18 protein-coding genes and 1 pseudogene are annotated in these 18990 nt (G+C 63.2%); 12 read left to right on the top strand and 7 right to left on the bottom strand.

Annotation, left to right across the window (positions count from 1 at the left end; translation table 11 throughout):
• Positions 1 to 22 precede the first annotated feature (22 nt).
• The 5 genes and pseudogenes from BcanWU425_RS18295 to BcanWU425_RS18310 all read right to left on the bottom strand — a co-directional run bounded on the left by BcanWU425_RS18295 (position 23) and on the right by BcanWU425_RS18310 (position 3885).
• A complete protein-coding gene (locus BcanWU425_RS18295; protein WP_085395607.1) occupies positions 23 to 235 on the bottom strand; it encodes a hypothetical protein in 213 nt (70 codons plus the stop codon).
• Positions 236 to 271: 36 nt separating this feature from the next.
• Positions 272 to 439, bottom strand: a pseudogene (locus BcanWU425_RS37545) (hypothetical protein); the annotation flags it as partial.
• Positions 436 to 798 (bottom strand): hypothetical protein, encoded by a 363-nt coding sequence (locus BcanWU425_RS18300; RefSeq protein WP_231190835.1) that lies wholly within the window; start codon positions 796 to 798, stop codon positions 436 to 438. The gene BcanWU425_RS18300 and the pseudogene BcanWU425_RS37545, both read right to left, overlap by 4 nt.
• Positions 795 to 2060, bottom strand: a complete 1266-nt coding sequence (locus BcanWU425_RS18305; protein ID WP_204511406.1) for a glycosyltransferase family 2 protein — start codon at positions 2058 to 2060, stop codon at positions 795 to 797. Before BcanWU425_RS18305 ends, BcanWU425_RS18300 begins: the two co-directional genes overlap by 4 nt.
• 1111 nt (positions 2061 to 3171) lie before the next feature.
• Positions 3172 to 3885 (bottom strand): DUF599 domain-containing protein, encoded by a 714-nt coding sequence (locus BcanWU425_RS18310; RefSeq protein WP_018455192.1) that lies wholly within the window; start codon positions 3883 to 3885, stop codon positions 3172 to 3174.
• A 124-nt stretch (positions 3886 to 4009) separates the two neighbouring features.
• On the opposite strand from BcanWU425_RS18310, the gene BcanWU425_RS18315 reads away from it, so the two are divergent.
• The 4 genes from BcanWU425_RS18315 (at position 4010) to BcanWU425_RS18330 (ending at position 6811) form a co-directional block, all read left to right on the top strand.
• The gene (locus tag BcanWU425_RS18315; protein WP_018455191.1) at positions 4010 to 4672 is read left to right on the top strand and encodes a glutathione S-transferase family protein; all 663 of its coding nucleotides are present in this window, start codon (positions 4010 to 4012) and stop codon (positions 4670 to 4672) included.
• Positions 4673 to 4999: 327 nt separating this feature from the next.
• The gene (locus BcanWU425_RS18320; RefSeq protein ID WP_007611353.1) at positions 5000 to 5203 is read left to right on the top strand and encodes a hypothetical protein; all 204 of its coding nucleotides are present in this window, start codon (positions 5000 to 5002) and stop codon (positions 5201 to 5203) included.
• A 159-nt stretch (positions 5204 to 5362) separates the two neighbouring features.
• Positions 5363 to 6328: a hypothetical protein gene (locus tag BcanWU425_RS18325; protein WP_085395608.1), complete on the top strand. Its 966-nt coding sequence runs from the start codon at positions 5363 to 5365 to the stop codon at positions 6326 to 6328.
• Between the two features lie 42 nt (positions 6329 to 6370).
• Entirely contained in the window at positions 6371 to 6811 is a 441-nt protein-coding gene (locus BcanWU425_RS18330) for a DUF1489 family protein (protein ID WP_085395609.1), read from the top strand.
• Here the strand turns inward: BcanWU425_RS18330 and panC are convergent.
• Positions 6808 to 7659, bottom strand: a complete 852-nt coding sequence (gene panC, locus BcanWU425_RS18335) for a pantoate--beta-alanine ligase (protein ID WP_204511405.1) — start codon at positions 7657 to 7659, stop codon at positions 6808 to 6810. The two genes, BcanWU425_RS18330 and panC, sit on opposite strands and share 4 nt — an antisense overlap.
• A gap of 281 nt (positions 7660 to 7940) precedes the next feature.
• Between panC and BcanWU425_RS18340 the strand changes: the two genes are divergently transcribed.
• The 4 genes from BcanWU425_RS18340 (at position 7941) to BcanWU425_RS18355 (ending at position 11720) form a co-directional block, all read left to right on the top strand.
• Positions 7941 to 8864, top strand: coding sequence for a division plane positioning ATPase MipZ (locus BcanWU425_RS18340; protein ID WP_018455186.1), 924 nt, complete (start codon positions 7941 to 7943; stop codon positions 8862 to 8864).
• Positions 8865 to 9209: 345 nt separating this feature from the next.
• Positions 9210 to 10070 carry an alpha/beta fold hydrolase gene (locus tag BcanWU425_RS18345; RefSeq protein ID WP_007603233.1) on the top strand — a complete coding sequence of 287 codons (861 nt, stop codon included), beginning with the start codon at positions 9210 to 9212 and terminating at the stop codon, positions 10068 to 10070.
• 121 nt (positions 10071 to 10191) lie between these two features.
• Positions 10192 to 10941 (top strand): hypothetical protein, encoded by a 750-nt coding sequence (locus tag BcanWU425_RS18350; RefSeq protein ID WP_018455185.1) that lies wholly within the window; start codon positions 10192 to 10194, stop codon positions 10939 to 10941.
• Positions 10942 to 10994: 53 nt separating this feature from the next.
• Positions 10995 to 11720 (top strand): DnaJ domain-containing protein, encoded by a 726-nt coding sequence (locus tag BcanWU425_RS18355; RefSeq protein WP_018455184.1) that lies wholly within the window; start codon positions 10995 to 10997, stop codon positions 11718 to 11720.
• 224 nt (positions 11721 to 11944) lie between these two features.
• Here BcanWU425_RS18355 and BcanWU425_RS18360 read toward each other — a convergent pair whose 3' ends face one another.
• Positions 11945 to 13792, bottom strand: a complete 1848-nt coding sequence (locus BcanWU425_RS18360) for a D-alanyl-D-alanine carboxypeptidase (RefSeq protein WP_085395611.1) — start codon at positions 13790 to 13792, stop codon at positions 11945 to 11947.
• Between the two features lie 384 nt (positions 13793 to 14176).
• Here BcanWU425_RS18360 and BcanWU425_RS18365 point away from each other — a divergent pair, with 384 nt between their 5' ends.
• The 4 genes from BcanWU425_RS18365 to BcanWU425_RS18380 all read left to right on the top strand — a co-directional run bounded on the left by BcanWU425_RS18365 (position 14177) and on the right by BcanWU425_RS18380 (position 18971).
• Positions 14177 to 14515: a phasin family protein gene (locus BcanWU425_RS18365; protein ID WP_007603238.1), complete on the top strand. Its 339-nt coding sequence runs from the start codon at positions 14177 to 14179 to the stop codon at positions 14513 to 14515.
• Positions 14516 to 15315: 800 nt separating this feature from the next.
• Positions 15316 to 15648 carry an ATP-dependent Clp protease adapter ClpS gene (clpS, locus tag BcanWU425_RS18370; protein ID WP_018455182.1) on the top strand — a complete coding sequence of 111 codons (333 nt, stop codon included), beginning with the start codon at positions 15316 to 15318 and terminating at the stop codon, positions 15646 to 15648.
• Between the two features lie 290 nt (positions 15649 to 15938).
• Entirely contained in the window at positions 15939 to 18344 is a 2406-nt protein-coding gene (clpA, locus tag BcanWU425_RS18375) for an ATP-dependent Clp protease ATP-binding subunit ClpA (protein ID WP_231190837.1), read from the top strand.
• 81 nt (positions 18345 to 18425) lie between these two features.
• Positions 18426 to 18971 (top strand): cupin domain-containing protein, encoded by a 546-nt coding sequence (locus BcanWU425_RS18380; RefSeq protein ID WP_204511403.1) that lies wholly within the window; start codon positions 18426 to 18428, stop codon positions 18969 to 18971.
• Positions 18972 to 18990: the final 19 nt, after the last annotated feature.

The following is an 18990-nucleotide window of genomic DNA, read 5'->3' on the forward strand; positions in this document are numbered from 1 at the left end:
GCATGCTGCACCTCGCTTCCTCTCACAGCTCGTCGAGCCCGAATAGTTTCACCAGCATGGAAGCGATCCGCGCGCTGAGTTGTGTGTAGTGCATGTGAACGTCGACGGCCGAGTTCAGCGCCGGGGGATGCGCGCCTGGGCTGAACTGAATTCGCGCGATTTGCGAGGCGGTACGCTCGCGCGCCGCCGATGAGCCCGCTCCGGGGTACACGTCTGACACCGGCAGAATTTCCACGATCTCGCCCAGAATTCGCCGGTTGCCGAACAGGACAAAGACTTCGTTGCCGACTTTCGGGTCGGACAGGCGTTCGTTGGGAACGTACCAGTCGACGAAGACATCGGTGGGGTCGAGAATTTGTGCGATCGGAGTGCCCGCCCGCGAATCTCTCGACGCGGCGCGCTCACATCTGCAGCTTGCTGAGGAAGCTGTCCAACTTATCGCAACCTCATCGGCCGCGAGCCTGAATTACCGCATTGACAATAAGTAGCGACGATTTCATCGTGCTGCGGAGACCGCACCCTTCCGATTTCTTCGCCGGCCTTGACCGATCCACCTCTCACCACGGTGATGCTGTTGATCTGCACGATGTAGGGCAGTGAAACCAAATATCTTGGCGAGGACACGCTGCCCGGGCCGCCGAGATAGAGAATTGGCCTCCCGAAATAGACGACAAAGAATGCGAGTATGCCGAATACGATTGTCGCATAGGCGGCGCGGACGGTCCGTCCGGCCGCGCGCCGACGGCTCTCGATAGGATCGGGAATATGCGGATCGAGTCGCGTCAGGGCCACCGTCATTTGGCCACCTCTTTTGTCCGATCTCCGAATAGTGCACGGCGAACGCGCGGTGGCACGAAATCATCGTTCCGCGACGAGGCAAAGATGATTTCCGAAGAGTAGGAAAAAAACCGCGCGCACTTCAGATAGACGCCCTGGTACAAGGGAAAGATCAGCGCCATCTTCCAGCCAAAGTTTCCGACGGATCGTTGGAATAGGGCGAACACAAGTGCCATATTGAATACCGAGATCCAGAGCAGCAGCAGGTAGATCGCCGAGAGAAACAACACGGCATCCGGGCCGAACAACAGCACAATGTAGGCCAAGTAGAACGGCAGGCTGAGCGTCGGAACGAGATCGAAGACGATGAAGTCCAGCCTTTGGATCGTGTCCGGTAAACGCTCTAGCGGATGGCGAAAACTCAGCTCGCCATACATCATGAAACGGATGCGCAGAGCATCGCGATCCCAGCGCGCGCGCTGGCGCAACAGACTGATGCCGCTTGCGGGGCCGGCTGTTTCCGCCCAGGCGTCGGACACGAACCGAATGACATAGCCGAGCCTGCGGAGCCGTAAGGTGTACTCCATATCTTCGCCAGGGCCGACGTCGAGCCCGCCCTGCTGCGTGAAGATATCCCGCCGATACATGGAACAGGCGCCGGACAGACACGCGATCGCATCCACCACGTCGAGGATCGACCGCCCCGCAGTGATCGACATCAGGTATTCGACGCTTTGAAGTCCTGTCCATATCGAATCGCGCTCATTGCTGATCGCGATGTTGCAACTTGCGCCGGCGACGAGCGGATCGCCGAACGCAGCCGCGAGGCGCTCAACCGCGTTCGGTTCGAAGACAGTGTCGGCATCTACGGTCAGAAGAAGATCGCCGCGGGCAAACCGTGCTGCAGCGTTGATGGCAGCGCTGCGGCCGCAGCGGGTCCCATGGCAGATGACCATATCAACTAGCCCCTGCGCTCTCGCCCGCTCCGCGACCGCGCGTGTTTGGTCGGTGGAGCCGTCGTCGACGACGATGATTTCGACAGGTCGCAGGGTTTGCCGGCGCAGCGAGCTGATCGAAGGAGCAAGCCCGGAGCCGCCGTTGAAGGTCGGGATAATCACGCTTACCGTCGCCTCGCAAACCGTCCCACTGGCGCTTCGCCGCTTCGAGCTGAACAGAGCAAGAGACACCAGCGATAAGGTGTAGCGGGGTATGTCGAATATCAGCAGCGAGAAGGCGAGCAGAAACAAACTCGTTCCGGCGAGCACTTCTCCCATTTCGGACATGCCGGCCACCTCCGCTGCGAAAGGACCATTCCGAGCATCCGACCAAACAAGGCGCGCAAGGCAATTATCAGATGGGAAAATGAAGACCATCGCGTTGATGGTCGAGTGGTAAATTGCGTAAACATTTGCTTTGTGTGTCTGCGCTATTCACCTCCAGCATCGGCTTGGCCAATTGACGATGGAAGCGTGCTCTCGAGTTTTGATTTTGTTGGCCTGCTGGCATCAGCATTGCGGTTTCATGCTGTTGCCGGGTCGATAAATCCGACAAGGTGACCGGTCCGGCCAACCTTTCAGGCGCAAGACGGCCTCAGTCTGGAGGGCTGAGGCCGGGGGCCGTTGATGTACCGTTGGGGTCGGTACTCTTCTATTTTAATCATGGCGAGACCACTTTGCGGTATTGTCCTGAAGGACAAGCAATCAGCACGTTGTTCCTCTCACACATCTGCGGACCGCCCGACGGGTATGACGGACCGTCGTCCGTGCTACGCACACGCCGTTGATACGTGTCCTACCGACGCCGCAGGCAGCAGCAACTTCCGTAACGAGGCTTTCGGGCTGTGCAATCGGGGCAGGTGTCATCGCCTGAGCCGATACTGCGAAGCAGAAGGCGAATGTGGCAATTCCGAGCGACTTGATCATATCGAGCTCCCTGGAAGCGCCCAACCGCCCGGCCGGCGCGGCGGAGCGATGACGCGACTCTCTCAAGTTGATGCCCGCGTCTGTAAGAGAATTGAGATAGATCAAAGCGACTTTAGGGAGTTCCATGCGGCAATCGCTGCACATAGCAGATCGAGACGCCGGCTTAGGACTATGACCGCAGACTTCCCTGTGCCTCTTGGGACAAGAGGGTGAAGTGGCCAGACTCGGGCAAAATGCGCCGCGAAGGTGCGAAGCTATAGTCGCAATTCAAGATGCGAGCTGGAAAAGTGGCGCTGCCGCCTCATGCTCCGTCATTGCGAGCGCAGCGAAGCAATCCAGTCTGCCGCCGCGGGGGGATTCTGGATTGCTTCGCTGCGCTCGCAATGACGATGTGGAGAGAGGGTGCGCCACATTCGCTCTTGTGGACGCACCGCTACTCAGCGGTGCACTGCAGAGCCGCAACACGAGCGCGTCAGGGACCGCGCCGCGTCTCCTCGCCATTCACCACCTCCGGCGCCATCGCTTCCCACGCGCTCGAGGCGAACTGCCGCCGCCAAGTCACGATCACCACGGTTGCCGTGGTCACGAACAACACCCAGGGGCTGACGAACCAGCCGAGATAGCCGAGTGCGAAGAAGAAGGCGCGCTGGCCGCGGTTGAAATGGCGGCCGGCGGATTCGAACAGGCGCGAGGTGCGGATCACATGAGCTTCGGCCTCCGGCGTGTCACGCTGCGCGGCTGCCGGCATGCCGCCGAACAGGATCGCGACATAGTTGAACAGGCGGTACGACCAGGCGAATTTGAAGAAGGCATAGACGCAGATCAGGACGAGGCCGACGCATTTCAGCTCCCACATCGCCGGCGAGGTACTGAGATCGATCGGCAGCTTGCTCAAGATCGTGATCGCGTCGTTGGTCGCGTGCAGCAGCGCCAGCGCGCCGCCGAGCGCGATCAGGCTGGTGGAGGCGAAGAAGGCGGTGCCGTTCTGCAACGAGGCCATGATCTGCATGTCGACCATGCGCGCGTCGCGGTCGAGTAGCCGGCGCACCCACACCTCGCGGTAGCGGTTCATGCGCGCCGACAGGCTGTCGCGGCCATAGGCCGATTGCTCCAGCGTCAGGGCGTAGACCAGCCATTCGATGATGAAGAAGCCGACGGCTGTGATGTCGACCCAATGCCTGCTCATGTCAGTCTCCCGGAGAGGATCGCAACGCTTGCCACGCATGGCGAGGTGCAGCAACGATTGATTGGCGGCAGGCGATGGCGTTAAAAGCGGCTCGCTTCAAGGCGTATCGAGAAGGACTGATGACATGGCTGCGCTGAAACTCGCAATCGGCAACAAGAATTACTCGTCATGGTCGATGCGGCCCTGGCTCGCGCTCCGCGCCAACGACATTCCGTTCGTGGAGACCCTCATCCCGCTCTACACCGACAATCCCGCGGACAAGGAGCAGATCATCTCGTTCAGCCGCGCCGGCAAGGTGCCGGTGCTGGTCGATGGCGACATCACGGTGTGGGATTCGCTCAGCATCATCGAATACATCGCCGAGCGCTATCCGGAAGTGAAGCTGTGGCCGGACGAGGCCGCCGCGCGCGCCCATGCCCGTTCGGTGTGCGCCGAGATGCATTCCGGCTTCATGGCCCTTCGCAACGAATGCGGCATGAACCTGCACCGTCCGGTGCGCCCCGTGACGCTGTCGGCGGACGCCGAGGCCAATATCGCGCGCGTGCAGGAGATCTGGCGCGAATGTCGGGCCCGGTATGGCGCCAATGGACCGTTCCTGTTCGGGCGCTTCGGCGCAGCGGATGCGATGTATGCCCCGGTCGTGCACCGCTTTCGCACCTACGCGATTGAGGTCACGCCGGAGACCAAGGCCTACATGGACACGATGCTGGCGCTTCCGGCGTTCCAGGAATGGACCCGGGACGCGCTCGCCGAAACGCTTGTCATCGAAAAGTTCGAGAACGTGTAATCTGCGGTGATCGGCCTCGCTCGACGTCGAGCAAGCCGGCGGCGCTCCATGCCAGGATGGTCGGCAGGGAGAGGGACCTCACGGCCCAGGAACCGCCCAAGATGGTGGATCACGCCAGCCCCGACGGCCGTTTGCCCCATACCCCCGGAAGAACCGGTTCCAGCGGTATCGTCGGCTGACGGCATCACTCTGAAATAACTGCAAAATTCGCACGTTTGCCATGTCGCATACTGCTGGCCAAAAACGCTCGTCGCATGCTATACAGCGGCCGGGTTTCCGGCCGGCCGACGCAGTGGGACCATGGGCGTGGCAGGCGTTGTTTGAGTGATGGAGAGGGTGTTGAAGCACAAATTCCCTATTGGCGCGCGCGTATTGTTCACCGCCAGCAATGTCGCACGCCCCGCTGCCAGCGGTTCGTATGAGGTCATCCGCCTCCTGCCGACCGATGGTGACGACTGTCAGTACCGGATCAAGAGCTCGACCGAAGCCTTCGAACGTGTCGCCAAGGAAAGCCAGCTCGCGCTGTCCTGAAGGCCGACGCTATCCGCGCATTGGCGCGTCCCCGGGAATTTGTATTCTGCTGCCGTCAAAAGGCCCGCTTCACCTTCAAAAGGTGGGCCGGGGGCAGTTGCCGACTCTCGGTACTCGCTTTGACCATTCGCTCTCTGCTCGCGTGAGGGGACGTCGCGCATGAACTGGGCATGGGCCTCGTCGCTCGACCAAATTTGGCGCTCGCCGGCCTTTCCAATGTGGATGATGCTGGTGGCTGCCGGCTTCTTCGGGCTGATCCTCCTGGTCACGCTGCTGCGCGCCGAACGATCGGTCGCCAACGGCGCGCTGACCGTCCTTGCGCTGCTCGCCATTGCCATCGCGCTGGCTGCTGTTGTGCGCGTCGATGGACCGGCGGGGCAGACCACGCCGACCGAGGCGCGCGCACAGGCGGCGATGACCGCGAGCCTGCCGGCGTTGTCCTGTCTCGACGATCTCGCCGGCGATGCCGTGGCCATGGGCTGCGAGAAGGCGCTGTTCGGCGCGCCGGACGTGGCCGCTGCGGCCGTCTCCACGACCGCGGCCAGGATCGACCGTCTGACGGCGCTCGGCGATGCCGCGACCGCCGAGAAGAGCCTGACGCCCGACATCAAGGTGCTGCGCAAATCGCTGGAGCGTGATCGCTATGGCTTGGTCGCGCAGGTACTGGTCGTGCGCGACGGCTGCACGCAGTTCGACTGTGCGGCCTTCCGCTCGCTGACCGACCAGCAGCAGGTCGCCGCCAACATGGATTCCCATCTCTACGACACGCTGGTCGCGCGCTACGCCCCGACCTGGAATGCGCCTGCAGCAGCGCAATCGTTGCCGGCCACTGCCGCACTTGCGGGACTGCCGCCGTCGATGCCGACGGGCAAGCCGACCAATGCCGAGTTCCCGAGTGCCTCGTCGACGCCGCCGGTCAGCATCATGAATCCCGAGCCGCCGACGCGTCAGGCGGCGCCCACCGCAAACGCGGCGGCTCCGCGCGCCCCCGCAGCGGCCTCGGCGCAGGCCGCAGCTCCCGCCGCGAAGAAGCCGCCTGCGCCGAAGGCTGCGCGGGCGCCGGCGGCAGCACCGGTTCCGCTCACGCCGCCGGCCGCGGCTGCCCCGGCTGCGGATAACGAGTAGATCGGCATTCCAAATGCGTGGCTGTCCGGCTAATGCTGGGGCATGCCACTACATCTGATCAAGCTCGCCGTCGGCTGCGAATCCGTCAAGGAATTGAAGGAGTGGACCGCCGAACGGATCCAGACCGCCAAGAAGAAGGGTCTGCCGCAACATCACATCCACATCACCCGCATGGTGCCCAAGCGCGACGCCGAGATCCTGTCGGGCGGGTCGCTCTATTGGGTGATCAAGGGCGAGGTCGCCGCGCGCGAAAAGATCATCGGCATCGAGCCGTTCCGCGACAAGGACGGCATCGGGCGCTGCCGGATCGTGATGCAGCCGAAGGTGATTCCGGTGTCGCCGCGGCCGATGCGCCCGTTCCAGGGCTGGCGCTATCTCGCCGACGATTCGGTGCCGCCCGATCTCGGCAAGTCCGCCGCCGGCTCGATCGCGGCGATGCCGGAGCCGATGCGGCGCGAACTGCGCGATCTCGGGCTGCTCTAAACCGCGATATTGTCGATCAACCGGGTGGTGCCGAGCTTGGCCGCGACCAGGATGCGCAGCGGTCCGTCGTTGCGCGAGCTGACCTGTGCCAAGGTCGCTGCATGGCGCACTTCGAAATAGTCGAGCTCAAAGCCGGCTGCCGTGATCATCGCGGCACCGCGCGCCATTGCGGGCGCGACCGCTTCGCCGGCGCGAATGCGCCCGGCGCTCTCCTTCATGGCGCAGTATAGCGTGGTCGCGGTCTGCCGCTCCTGTGGCGACAAATAGACGTTGCGCGAGGACATCGCGAGCCCGTCGCGCTCGCGCACGGTGCGGGAGCCGATCACCTTGACGCCGAGCTCGAGGTCGCGGGCCATCTGCGCCACCACCCGCAACTGCTGAAAATCCTTCTCGCCGAAGATCGCGACATCCGGCCGGCACTGGGTGAACAGCTTGCCGACGACGGTGGCGACGCCGCCGAAGAAATGCGGGCGGAAGCGGTCCTCGAGGCCAGCCAGCGCCGGTCCCTCCGGCATGATGCGGGTGGCAAAGCCCTCCGGGTACATGGCCTCGGCGCCGGGATGCCAGACGATATCGACGTCCTCGGCGGCGAGCTTGGCGAGATCGGCCTTCCAGGTTCGCGGATAGGCGCCAAAATCCTCGGTCGGAGCGAACTGGGTCGGGTTGACGAAGATCGACACCACGACGCGGCTCGCGCGCCGCTTGGCCAGGCGCACCAGCGACACATGGCCGTCATGGAGCGCTCCCATGGTCGGGACCAGCGCGATCGTCGCCTTTCGCTTGCGAAGATTGTCGACGGCGCGTCGCAAGGTGGGGACCGTGCGGGCGATCAAGGGGCTGCGTGACATCAGAACTCGACGGGATTGGGAATCGACGGGCGCGTTCCGGCGCCCGGCAGGCTAACCTTAACAAGCGGCGACCATGGACGCCATGCATCCGGATGCGGCACAGCATCCCGGGCAAAGCCGCGCAAGCGTCGCGGCATTGTGGGCTGGATCACAGACGCGAAGCGGCGCCGCGATTCATGATGAAGGTCAGCGCGCCGCGATTTGTCTTGCCTGTCACGCATTTCACTTGACCGCAGACGCGGCCAACTCGAAGATATTCGTTAGGGGTGTTGAGGATCGCGATGCTTGTGCAAGCTAGCCAAGGCCAGTCCGGCTCGGCGCATGTGGTCGTGCTCGGCAACGAGAAAGGCGGCTCCGGCAAGTCGACCACCGCCCTGCACATCGCAGTCGCGCTTCTCAAAGCCGGCCAGCGCGTCGCCACCATCGACCTCGACTGCCGTCAGCAGAGCTTTACTCACTACATCAACAACCGTTCCGCCTGGGCGCGCCGAACCAAGCTCGACCTCGAACTGCCGTTGCATCGCTGCATCAAGCTTGGCGAAACGATGCAGGTTGCCGAGAACGAGAATTCGGAGTTCCTTCAGTTCATGGAGGCGGTCTCGGCGGTCGAGAGCAGCTTCGACTTCATCGTCATCGATACGCCCGGCACCGACAGCTACCTGATGCGGCTTGCGCACTCGATGGCCGACACGCTGGTGACCCCGATCAATGACAGCTTCCTCGATTTCGATGTGCTCGGCACTGTCGATCCCGCCAATTACGCGGTGACAGGCGAGAGCCACTACGCCGAGATGGTGCGGGATGTCAGGCGCAAGCGCCGCCAGCTCGACGGTGCGACCACCGACTGGATCGTGGTGCGCAACCGCCTGTCGATGCTCGGCTCCCGCAACAAGCAGCTCGTTGCCGATGGGTTGAAGGATTTGTCGCTGCGGCTCGGCTTCCGCTACGTCGACGGCTTCGCCGAACGGGTCGTCTATCGCGAGTTCTTCCCGCGCGGTCTGACCGCGCTGGACGAGATCGACGAGGCCACGCTCGGCATGCGGCCAAATCTCGGCCATCTCACCGCACGGGAGGAGGTGACGAGCCTGCTCCGCCAGCTCAAGCTTCCGCTCGACGAGCGCGGACGTCGCCGCGCGGCCAATCGCGCCGAGTGGTTCAACCAGGTCGACAAGCCGCTCGAGGTCCACGACATCCTCGGCGCTTGAGGCGGCGGTACATCGCTACTTCCAGTCGATCAAGAGGCCGGTCTCCCCCGGGGAACCGAGCCCGCGCTCAACCGTTTTCACCCCGTGTTTACTGCAAAACGGAACCCGATCGAGACAGGTTGCGTCGGATGGTGACGTGCACCCTGACGTAGCCGTGTGAGAGCGAGATGCTCAAGAAACGTGTGCGCCGCACAATGAAAGGGCTGCCGGTTCACAATATTTGGCCTTCCTGTCACGCGGCTGTGACATATATTAGGGAATAGGCGACCAGGGGCCGAAGAGCTCCGGAAGAACACGATTTTCAACAGGGATTCAGGCCGCAAGAGCCTGAGGCTGAGGACGAAAATGAAGCGTGGAATTGCCGTTCTGGTTTCGGTCAGTGCCCTCTGTGGCGTCGCCTATTTCACGGCGAGCAAGTGGGCAATCAGGCACGAGACCATCACCTTCTACGATGCCTCGCGCGACAACCGTGCGGTGCCCGTCGATATCGCGATCCGTCGTGACAAGGAAATGCAGGCCAATGCCGGCATGATCACGATGCCGGTCGCCGTGATCAACCACGGCAACACCGTCAAGAACACCGAGTACGGCTTCCTCGCCAACATTTTCGCCGCGCGCGGCTACCTCGTCGTCAGCCCGCAGCATGATTTGCCGACCGATCCACCGATGGTGACCAAGCCGGGCGAGATCTATGTCGGCCGGCTGCCGCAGATCCTGCGCGGCGTCGCCAACATCCATCTCGCCATGCAGGAGATGAAGAAGGTTCAGCCCAACGCCGACTACGAAAAGGTGACGATGGTCGGCCACTCCATGGGCGGCGACATCACGATGTATTTCGCCAAGCAGTATCCGGATGAGGTCAAGAAGGTCGTCACACTCGACAATCTTCGCGTGCCCTTCGTCACCGCCGGGAAGTTCAAGATCCTGTCGTTCCGCTCCACCGATCCGCAGTTCAAGGCCGATGCGGGTGTGATCCCGACCGACGAAGAATGCGAGAAGGCCGGCATCCAGGTCGTGAAGACCGAATTCCAGCACAACGACATGCGCGACACCGGTCCGGATGCTGCCAAGAACTCGATCCAGGGCATGCTCGACAAGTTCCTGAGCGCGACCGACAGTGAAGTGGCGCCGGTCGACACGCAATCGTCCCCACCCAAGATTCTCGAGCCCGGGCCGGTCGCTTTGATGGCGCCCGCCAAGAGCTGACGCCTTCCTCGTCGTCGATACCGATTTCAAAGCCTCCGCCGGCTGCCGCCTGCGGGGGCTTTGCGCATTGACCGGGCTGCATGTGCTGACCACATTAGCCGCTCACGCAAGGGTCAAGGAAATGTCCGGCGAACCCATCAAACCGCGCGGCCGCGATGCCGTCTCGGCGCAACCAGGCGACGCTGTGCCGCAGGCGGGGACCTCGACCTCGGAGGACATCGCCGCCTTCGTCGCCAACGCGCGCGCGCTGTCACCGCATGCGCCCGGTGCAAAAGGGCGGCTGATCTTCGCGCTGGATGCGACGATGAGCCGGCAGCCGACCTGGGACATGGCTTGCGCGCTTCAGGCCGACATGTTCCGTGAGACCGCCGCGCTCGGCAGTCTCGACATCCGGCTCGTCTACTATCGCGGCTTCGACGAGTGCCGCGCCACGGGATGGATCTCCGACAGCGCCAGGCTGGCGGCGCTGATGAGCAAGATCGATTGCCGTGGCGGCGACACCCAGATCGGCAAGGTGCTGAGCGAGGCGCGGCGCGAGGCCGTCGCATCCGGCGTGCGCGCCGTCGTCTTCGTCGGCGACGCCATGGAGGAGAACGTCGACCAGCTCTGCGCCAAGGCAGGCGAGCTCGGCATGCTCAAAGTGCCTGTGTTCGTCTTTCAGGAAGGCCATGACGCGGTGGCCGAGAAGGCCTTTCGCGAGATCGCGCGCCTGACCGGCGGCGCTTGGTGCCGGTTCGATCCGGGCGCGGCGGCGCAGTTGCGCGAGCTGTTGCGCGCAGCCGCCGCCTACGCGGCCGGCGGACGCGAGGCGCTGTTGCAATTGGCGAAGACCGCCAGTGGCGCGGCCAGGCTGATCGGCCAGATGAAGTAGCGCTGGCGCAAGGACACGATGCTTTTTGGCGGTAGGCCGACTATATTCGGGCCATGACCCTGATCGCCGGCGCTATCGCAATTATCACCCTTTATTTGCTGCTCCAGATGTTCCGTTCGGCCAATCCGGCCGTGCTGGCACGCGCGATCAGGTTCGGTGGCGGCGTGGTGGCGCTGGCTGTCGCAGCGTTCACGGGCTTGAAGGGCGAACTGGTGGTGGCGATCCCGCTCGGGATATTCGGCGCCGGGCTCTTGGGCTGGACACCGATGGCAAACGCCGGCTTCGGCAATATCGGCGGGCTGTTCGGCGGGGGCGCGACGCGCCCGGCCGGTCAGGCCTCGCGCGTGCGCTCGCAATTCCTGGATATGCGGCTCGATCACGATTCCGGCCAGCTTGGAGGCCAGATCGTCGCCGGGCCTCACGCCGGGCGCGATCTCGATGAGTTTGATCTCGCGGCCCTGCTGGCAATGGTCCCGGCGTTCGACGCCGAGAGCGTGGCCCTACTTGAAAGCTATCTGGACCGCCGGTTTCCCGCTTGGCGTCAGAACGCGCAGGGCGACGCGGCAGGGGGGCAGCGCCGCACGGTGGCGAGCGGTAAAATGACGACGGAGGAGGCCTATCAGATCCTTGGCCTGCAGCCGGGGGCGGGGCGTGACGACATCAGCCGGGCTCACAAGTCCCTGATGAAGAAACTGCATCCCGACCAGGGGGGCTCGACGTATCTCGCTGCCCGTGTAAACGAGGCCAAGGATACTCTGCTTCGCACGCATAACGGCTAACTCCGGCACCACGCTACAAACGCTCGTCCCGTGTGAGCTCTGCTTGCTCTGTTTGCCGTCGCCCCGATGCCCGCCATTGTCGGCGTGGTCGATCCCTTGCGTAAAGTTTTAACCGTAAATCCTTGACGAGAGGTTGTCGTGGAACAGCCTCGTCGGTCACCGCATCCCGAAAATGAAAATGCCCGCGCAAGGCGCGGGCATTTTCATTGGAGCGGTGCGAAAGTTCAGTTGCGGACGGTCATGCAGGAGATATCGGCGCGCTTCAGGGTGCGGCAGACGGCTTCGGCCTGGTCGCGGTCGAGCCCGGCGAAGCGGGCGCGGTAGAGCTTGCGATTATCTTTCGCGACGACCGGCTCGGTGAACGGGTCGGCCTTGCTGAGCAGGCCGCGAGCCGAGCTGCGCGCCGCGTCGATGCGCTGCTGGGCTTCGTTCTCGCTCTCGAGCGCGCCGACCTGAACGATCCAGCCGCTGTGGGTAGCGACCGGCTTCGTGGTGGCGCTCATCTGGATCGGCTGCAGCGCCGGGTCGGCTGATGCGAGCTTCGCAGCAGCCGGGGCGGGTGCGGCGGCGGTGGCGGCCGGCAAGACGCCGAGGATGCCGTTGCCGGTGCCGAAGCCCGCCGGCTGCCGCGGCAGCTCGGCACGGGTGATCTCGGCCCTCGGAGCTTCCGGTTGGCTGGCCTCGGGCTTGTTGATGAGGTCTGCGCGGGCGACGACGGCACCGGAGGTTTCGGCGACGTCGGAGCGGGATGCGATCGTGCTCGTGACCTGCGGTGCGATCTGAGCCGGGGCGGCGGAGGCGACCTTCACCGCGCCGGCCTTGACCTGGACGGTCTTGACCCGGACCGGCTTCATCGGTTCGGACGAACCGGGGATGATCGAGAGCGGCTGGCTCGAGATCACGCCATTGGTGAGCGGCGCAGGCTCGATCTTGGATTCTGTCGGCCGAACTTCAGGCCTATTGGCTTCAGATCTGGGCTGAGCCGGCGGCACCGCGGCAGTCGCAGCCGCAAGCGTCGAGAGGCGCGCGGCGAGACGCGACGGGGCTGCTTCGGGAGCAGGGGCAGCCGCAGCCTGAACCTGCGGAGCGGAGCGGGCCGGGATATCCGACGCATCCGCAACCTCGGCAGCGGCGTCGGAACCGTTGCGTTCGGTGACCGCGGCGACGGTGTGGGTGGTCGCGGCCTTATCGAGGTTCTCCGCGAGCAGGTTGCGCATGATGGCGTCGCGCGAGCCGCCGCTGCGGCCGCCCAGCACCACGCCGATCAGGTGGCGGTTGCCACGGCGCATCGAGGTCACGAGATTGAAGCCGGAGGCGCGAGTATAGCCGGTCTTGATGCCGTCCACGCCCTCGACATTCCCGAGCAGATGATTGTGGTTCCGGATCGACTGTCCGCGCCAGTTGAACGTCGAGGTCGCGAAATAGCGATAGTAGCGCGGGAAGCGCTCCTGGATGGCGCGGCCGAGCGTGGCCTGGTCGCGCGCGGTCGTGACCTGCTCGTCGTTGGGAAGACCGTTGGCGTTGCGGTAAACCGTCCTGGACATGCCGAGCGAACGCGCCTTGCGCGTCATCATCTGGGCGAAGTCGTCCTCGTCGCCGCCAATCGCTTCCGCGATCACAACGGCTGCGTCGTTGGCGGAGCGGGTGACGAGACCTTTGATCGCGTCCTCGACGCGGATCGTCTGGCCGGCACGCAGGTTCAGCTTGGTGGGATCCTGATCGGCGGCGTGCTGCGACACCGGCATCTCGGTGTCGAGCTTCATCTTCCCGGACTCGAGGCGCTCGAACAGGAGATAGAGCGTCATGATCTTGGTCAGCGAGGCCGGATGGCGGATCCCGTCGGGACTCGTGGCCTGAAGCACGGAGCCGGAGTTGCCGTCGACGATGATCGACGCGAATTTCGGGCTGGAACTCTCGGACACATCGCGCTGCACGCGGTGTTGCGCGTAGTGACGCCGGTGGCGCCGCGCCTCGGCAGCATCGGTGGTGAAGATGACTGCACTCGTGACCGCAAGAAGCCCAAAAACGCCAACCCGCGCCAAGCGCGAGGAAGACAAGTTTTTACGAAGCATGAAACCCCGTCCCCGTTTCTGACTTGATCACCGGCTCGTGAGGCGAAATTGTGCCCAAGGGACCCGGGATCATTACCTGCTCAGGCTGTCCTCCGCAGATGTTCGCCGCGGGGGACGTTGGACCTGAGCCGCTGTTCTGGCTAAGGTGATGTTCTCCAACGGCTTTTGGCCGCTTGTGGAAGTTGAACACGTCCAGGGAATCAAGGTAGGGGGCCGCGGTTTCCAAAAGCTTAAGGAACCATTGCGGGAAACCCCGGGAATCTTGGCAAATTTGCCCGCAATTTTGTGCGACGCACAAAATTCTTGACTTTTTTGTGCGTTGCACTAATCGTGAGCAGAGTCAGGGAGCCGGGGCTTCCGACAGGCTAGGGAAAAGGATTCCGAATGTTCAAGGTTGAAGACTTTCAGGGCTACGGGAAAGAGCACTTCGAGCAGTACGTCGCCTCCGCGACGTCGATGCAGCACGGCCTTCAGGCGATCGCCAGCGCTTATGGCGACTACACCAAGAAGTCGTTCGAAGACACCAAGTCCTTCGTCGAGAAGCTTTCCGGCGTGAAGTCGCTGGACAAGGCCGTCGAAGCGCAGACCGAATTCGCCCGTTCCGCCTACGAGTCCTTCGTCGCGGAATCGCAGAAGATCGCCGGCCTTTACAGCGACCTCGCCAAGCAGGCGTTCAAGCCGGTCGAGACCATCGTGTCGAAGTTCACCCCGGCCGCCAGCTAACGTTTCCTGACGTCCTGGAATCAAAGGCCCGGCTGCAGTAGCCGGGCTTTTTTTGTTTGTCTCGAAGTGTAGGTCTCAGCGCGCCATCGCAGCTTCCACACCGTGCCGGTTTCCTTGAACATCGAGACGTCTGATCTGCCTTCGTCATCAGATAGAACTTGTCGGTGCGGCTCGCGCAATACTGCAGCACGCGGGAGGTCGGGTCGCTCCGGTGTTCACCTGCACCGTATGGATCCTGATGTTCGCCGCCTTGGCGTTATCGCACAGCTTCTTCTGCCGCGCGTCGATCTGCGAGGCGTGACGATCCCCGGAAATCTGTGCCTTTGCCCGTTTTCGCGTCACGCCATTGTTTTCGCGTCACGCCATTGAGGGTAAATTGGTCCGTAGATAACCGGAGATAGCCCGCGCGAAACCGCCGCAGCCGCGTTGCTGGCCGGGTTCCTGGTGAACATCTTCTAAACCGGCGGGGCGGAAGCTTTTGTCAAATCAGTCCGGATTGATTAACCTTGGTGAGGATCGCCCGGACCGGGAATCGGGACCGCCATGGCCGCATCGGCCGAGCTGCCGCACGCTTGCGGCGAGCCGGGGGCAGGCCCATATTCGGTGAGGCCGATCCGGTTTGGACCGGACCGGCTGGAAGCGGCGATCCAAAAAGGCGGTGCGCCTGTGCGAAGCTCCGAAGGCCGGGGCTGCGCGGCGAACCGTCATACGCTTCCGTGGGGAATTTGAACGCCTGAGCCATGCCGCAACTGTCTTCCAGACCAGATCCCTCCGCGGCCGCCGCCGCCCACGCTGCCCTGATGAGCAACGACGAGAACCGTTCCGGCGGTCCTTCCGCGCCAAACACGTCCGTCATCACCAAGGTCAAGCCGAAGACCAAACGGCCGAACCTGTACCGTGTGCTGATCCTGAACGACGATTACACGCCGATGGAATTCGTCGTTCATGTGCTGGAGAAATTCTTCCAGAAGGACGCCGAGGCCGCAACCAAGATCATGCTGCACGTTCATCATCACGGGATCGGGGAGTGCGGCGTGTTCACCTACGAGATCGCCGAGACCAAGGTAACGCAGGTGATGGATTTCGCTCGCAAGCACCAGCATCCGCTGCAATGCGTGATGGAAAAGAAGTAAGACACGTCACGGCGCATTCGAAGCCGGTTCTTGTGCATGTCGCAGTGTGATTGCCGCGTGATGTCTGCGCGCGATGTTCGTTGCAGAGGGCAAAACTACGGAATTTCGGACCGGTGCTGATCGTGCCCAAACCGGAACGGGTTTTGCATCAAAAAATACCGTAGCTGTGCAGCCGCCTGAGTCGCGGAACCGGTCTTTCGCCGCGATCTTGTATAACTATATGTGACAAAGGTTGTTGTTGCCTGACCGGGCGATGGCGATCATGATGGTGGGGGCCATAGAGGACGCGAATGCCGACTTTTTCCCAAAGCCTTGAACAATCCCTGCATCGTGCACTGGCGATCGCAAACGAGCGTCATCACCAATACGCGACGCTCGAGCATCTTTTGCTCTCCCTGATCGACGACTCCGATGCAGCCGCCGTCATGCGCGCCTGTAGCGTCGACCTCGACAAGCTCCGTACGAGCCTCGTCAATTATCTTGAGACCGAATTCGAGAACCTGGTGACGGACGGCGCCGATGACGCCAAGCCGACCGCAGGCTTCCAGCGCGTGATCCAGCGCGCGGTGATCCACGTGCAGTCGTCCGGTCGCGAAGAGGTGACCGGCGCCAACGTGCTGATCGCGATCTTTGCCGAGCGCGAGAGTCATGCCGCGTATTTCCTGCAGGAGCAGGACATGACGCGCTACGACGCCGTCAATTATATCAGCCACGGTATTGCCAAGCGGCCAGGCGTCTCCGAGGCGCGGCCGGTGCGCGGTGTCGACGAGGAGACCGAGACCAAGGGCAGCGAGGACGCCAAGAAGAAGGGCGAGGCGCTCGAGACCTATTGCGTCAACCTCAACAAGAAGGCGCGCGACGGCAAGATCGATCCGGTGATCGGACGCAATTCCGAGATCAACCGCGCGATTCAGGTGCTGCGTCGCCGGCAGAAGAACAATCCGCTGTTCGTGGGCGAGGCCGGCGTCGGCAAGACCGCGATCGCGGAGGGCCTGGCCAAGCGCATCGTCGACAGCGAGGTGCCGGAGGTGCTGGCGGCTGCGACCGTGTTCTCGCTCGACATGGGCACGCTGCTCGCCGGTACGCGCTATCGCGGCGACTTCGAGGAACGCCTGAAGCAGGTGCTGAAGGAGCTCGAGGCGCATCCCAACGCCATCCTGTTCATCGACGAGATCCACACCGTGATCGGTGCGGGCGCGACGTCGGGCGGGGCGATGGATGCCTCGAACCTGCTCAAGCCCGCGCTCGCTTCCGGCACCATTCGCTGCATGGGCTCGACCACCTACAAGGAATACCGGCAGCACTTCGAGAAGGACCGCGCGCTGGTGCGGCGCTTCCAGAAGATCGACGTCAACGAGCCGACGGTCGAGGACGCGATCGCAATCCTCAAGGGCCTCAAGCCGTACTTCGAAGACTACCACCGGCTGAAATACACCAACGAGGCGATCGAGGCTGCGGTACAGCTCTCTTCGCGCTACATCCACGACCGCAAGCTGCCGGATAAGGCGATCGACGTGATCGACGAATCCGGCGCGGCGCAGATGCTGGTCGCCGAGAACAAGCGCAAGAAGACCATCGGCATCAAGGAGATCGAGACCACGATCGCCTCGATGGCGCGGATCCCGCCGAAGAGCGTGTCAAAGGACGATGCCGAGGTGCTCAAGCATCTCGAGCAGACCCTGAAGCGCACGGTGTTCGGTCAGGACAAGGCGATCGAATCGCTCGCCGCTTCGATCAAGCTGGCGCGTGCCGGCCTGCGCGAGCCGGAGAAGCCGATCGGCTGCTACCTGTTTTCGGGTCCGACCGGCGTCGGCAAGACCGAGGTCGCAAAACAGCTGGCGGCGTCGCTCGGCGTCGAGCTGTTGCGCTTCGACATGTCCGAATACATGGAGCGGCACACCGTGTCGCGCCTGATCGGCGCGCCTCCCGGCTATGTCGGTTTCGATCAGGGCGGCCTGCTCACCGACGGTGTCGACCAGCATCCGCATTGCGTGGTGCTGCTCGACGAGATCGAGAAGGCGCATCCCGATCTCTACAACGTCCTGCTCCAGATCATGGATCACGGCCGGCTCACCGACCACAACGGCAAGCAGGTCAACTTCCGCAACGTGATCCTGATCATGACCACGAACGCGGGCGCGTCCGATCTCGCCAAGCAGGCGTTCGGCTTTACGCGCTCGAAGCGCGAAGGCGACGACCACGAGGCGATCAACCGGCAGTTCGCGCCGGAATTCCGCAACCGTCTCGATGCCGTCGTGTCGTTCGGCCATCTCAGCGTCGAGGTGATCGGTACGGTGGTCGAGAAGTTCGTGCTTCAGCTCGAAGCGCAACTCGGCGATCGCGATGTCACCATCGAACTGTCCGACCCCGCCAAGACCTGGCTGGTGAAGCATGGTTACGACGAGCAGATGGGCGCACGTCCGATGGCTCGGGTGATCCAGGAGCACATCAAGAAGCCGCTGGCCGACGAGGTGCTGTTCGGCAAGCTCAAGGGTGGCGGCCATGTCCGCGTCGTTCTGGTCAAGGACGAGGCCGACGAGACCAAGGACAAGATCGGCTTCGAGTTCGTCGAGGGTCCGGTCACGCCGAAGCAGGAGAAGCTCCCGGGTGCCCGCAAGCGCCCGCCGGGCAAGTCCAAGCCCGGTGGCCCCGGCGGCTCGAAGGGGCCGACCAAGAGCCCGCTGGTCAAGGCTTGATCTGCGCGCGATGAATTGAAAAGGCCGGCTGAGAAGCCGGCCTTTCTCGTTGGCAGCCAAATATAAGCAAGAAGATCCGATATGACCAACACGCCTTCTGCAAACTCGTCGTCAGCTTCCTCGATCCCCGCCGACGATCCCGGCCGCGCCCTGACGGTCGCCGATCCCGACGGCGCTGACGTGCCGCATATCTCTGTGGCCGGCGGCACCTACACGGTTCTGGTGTCGGGCGCGCAGACCGCAGGACGCTATTGCCTGGTCGACATGCTGGTGCCCGCCGGCGGCGGGCCCCCGCCGCACCGCCACGACTTCGAGGAGATGTTCACGCTGCTCGAAGGCGAACTTGAATTCACCTTTCGCGGTAAGTCCCATACCGTAAGTGCGGGGTCGACCGTCAACGTCCCGGCCAACGCGCCGCACGCGTTCAAGAACGTGTCCGGCAAGACGGCCCGTATGCTCTGCATGTGCGCGCCAGCGGGACAGGACGAATTCTTCCTGGCGGTTGGCTTTCCCGTCGAAGGCCGCACATCGCCACCGCCGAAGCCGACCCCGGAAGAGATGGCCGAGAAAGGCAAGCTGATCGCAGCACTGCTGCCGAAATATCGCACCGAGATGGTGAAGATGTGAGGCGCGGCGGACGCAGCCG

It is taken from the genome of Bradyrhizobium sp. WU425 (assembly GCF_021052305.1).
GTDB classification, from domain to species: domain Bacteria; phylum Pseudomonadota; class Alphaproteobacteria; order Rhizobiales; family Xanthobacteraceae; genus Bradyrhizobium; species Bradyrhizobium canariense_D.

Coding starts and splice junctions, on each gene's coding strand:
- BcanWU425_RS18315 (WP_018455191.1), top strand. CDS start 4,010: ATGGCTGCGCTGAAACTCGCAATCGGCAACAAGAATTACTCGTCATGG.
- BcanWU425_RS18320 (WP_007611353.1), top strand. CDS start 5,000: ATGGAGAGGGTGTTGAAGCACAAATTCCCTATTGGCGCGCGCGTATTG.
- clpS (WP_018455182.1), top strand. CDS start 15,316: ATGAGCAACGACGAGAACCGTTCCGGCGGTCCTTCCGCGCCAAACACG.
- BcanWU425_RS18310 (WP_018455192.1), bottom strand. CDS start 3,885: ATGAGCAGGCATTGGGTCGACATCACAGCCGTCGGCTTCTTCATCATC.
- BcanWU425_RS18345 (WP_007603233.1), top strand. CDS start 9,210: ATGAAGCGTGGAATTGCCGTTCTGGTTTCGGTCAGTGCCCTCTGTGGC.
- BcanWU425_RS18360 (WP_085395611.1), bottom strand. CDS start 13,792: ATGCTTCGTAAAAACTTGTCTTCCTCGCGCTTGGCGCGGGTTGGCGTT.
- BcanWU425_RS18305 (WP_204511406.1), bottom strand. CDS start 2,060: ATGTCCGAAATGGGAGAAGTGCTCGCCGGAACGAGTTTGTTTCTGCTC.
- BcanWU425_RS18325 (WP_085395608.1), top strand. CDS start 5,363: ATGAACTGGGCATGGGCCTCGTCGCTCGACCAAATTTGGCGCTCGCCG.
- BcanWU425_RS18300 (WP_231190835.1), bottom strand. CDS start 798: ATGACGGTGGCCCTGACGCGACTCGATCCGCATATTCCCGATCCTATC.
- BcanWU425_RS18340 (WP_018455186.1), top strand. CDS start 7,941: ATGCTTGTGCAAGCTAGCCAAGGCCAGTCCGGCTCGGCGCATGTGGTC.
- BcanWU425_RS18350 (WP_018455185.1), top strand. CDS start 10,192: ATGTCCGGCGAACCCATCAAACCGCGCGGCCGCGATGCCGTCTCGGCG.
- BcanWU425_RS18355 (WP_018455184.1), top strand. CDS start 10,995: ATGACCCTGATCGCCGGCGCTATCGCAATTATCACCCTTTATTTGCTG.
- BcanWU425_RS18365 (WP_007603238.1), top strand. CDS start 14,177: ATGTTCAAGGTTGAAGACTTTCAGGGCTACGGGAAAGAGCACTTCGAG.
- BcanWU425_RS18330 (WP_085395609.1), top strand. CDS start 6,371: ATGCCACTACATCTGATCAAGCTCGCCGTCGGCTGCGAATCCGTCAAG.
- BcanWU425_RS18380 (WP_204511403.1), top strand. CDS start 18,426: ATGACCAACACGCCTTCTGCAAACTCGTCGTCAGCTTCCTCGATCCCC.
- panC (WP_204511405.1), bottom strand. CDS start 7,659: ATGTCACGCAGCCCCTTGATCGCCCGCACGGTCCCCACCTTGCGACGC.
- clpA (WP_231190837.1), top strand. CDS start 15,939: ATGCCGACTTTTTCCCAAAGCCTTGAACAATCCCTGCATCGTGCACTG.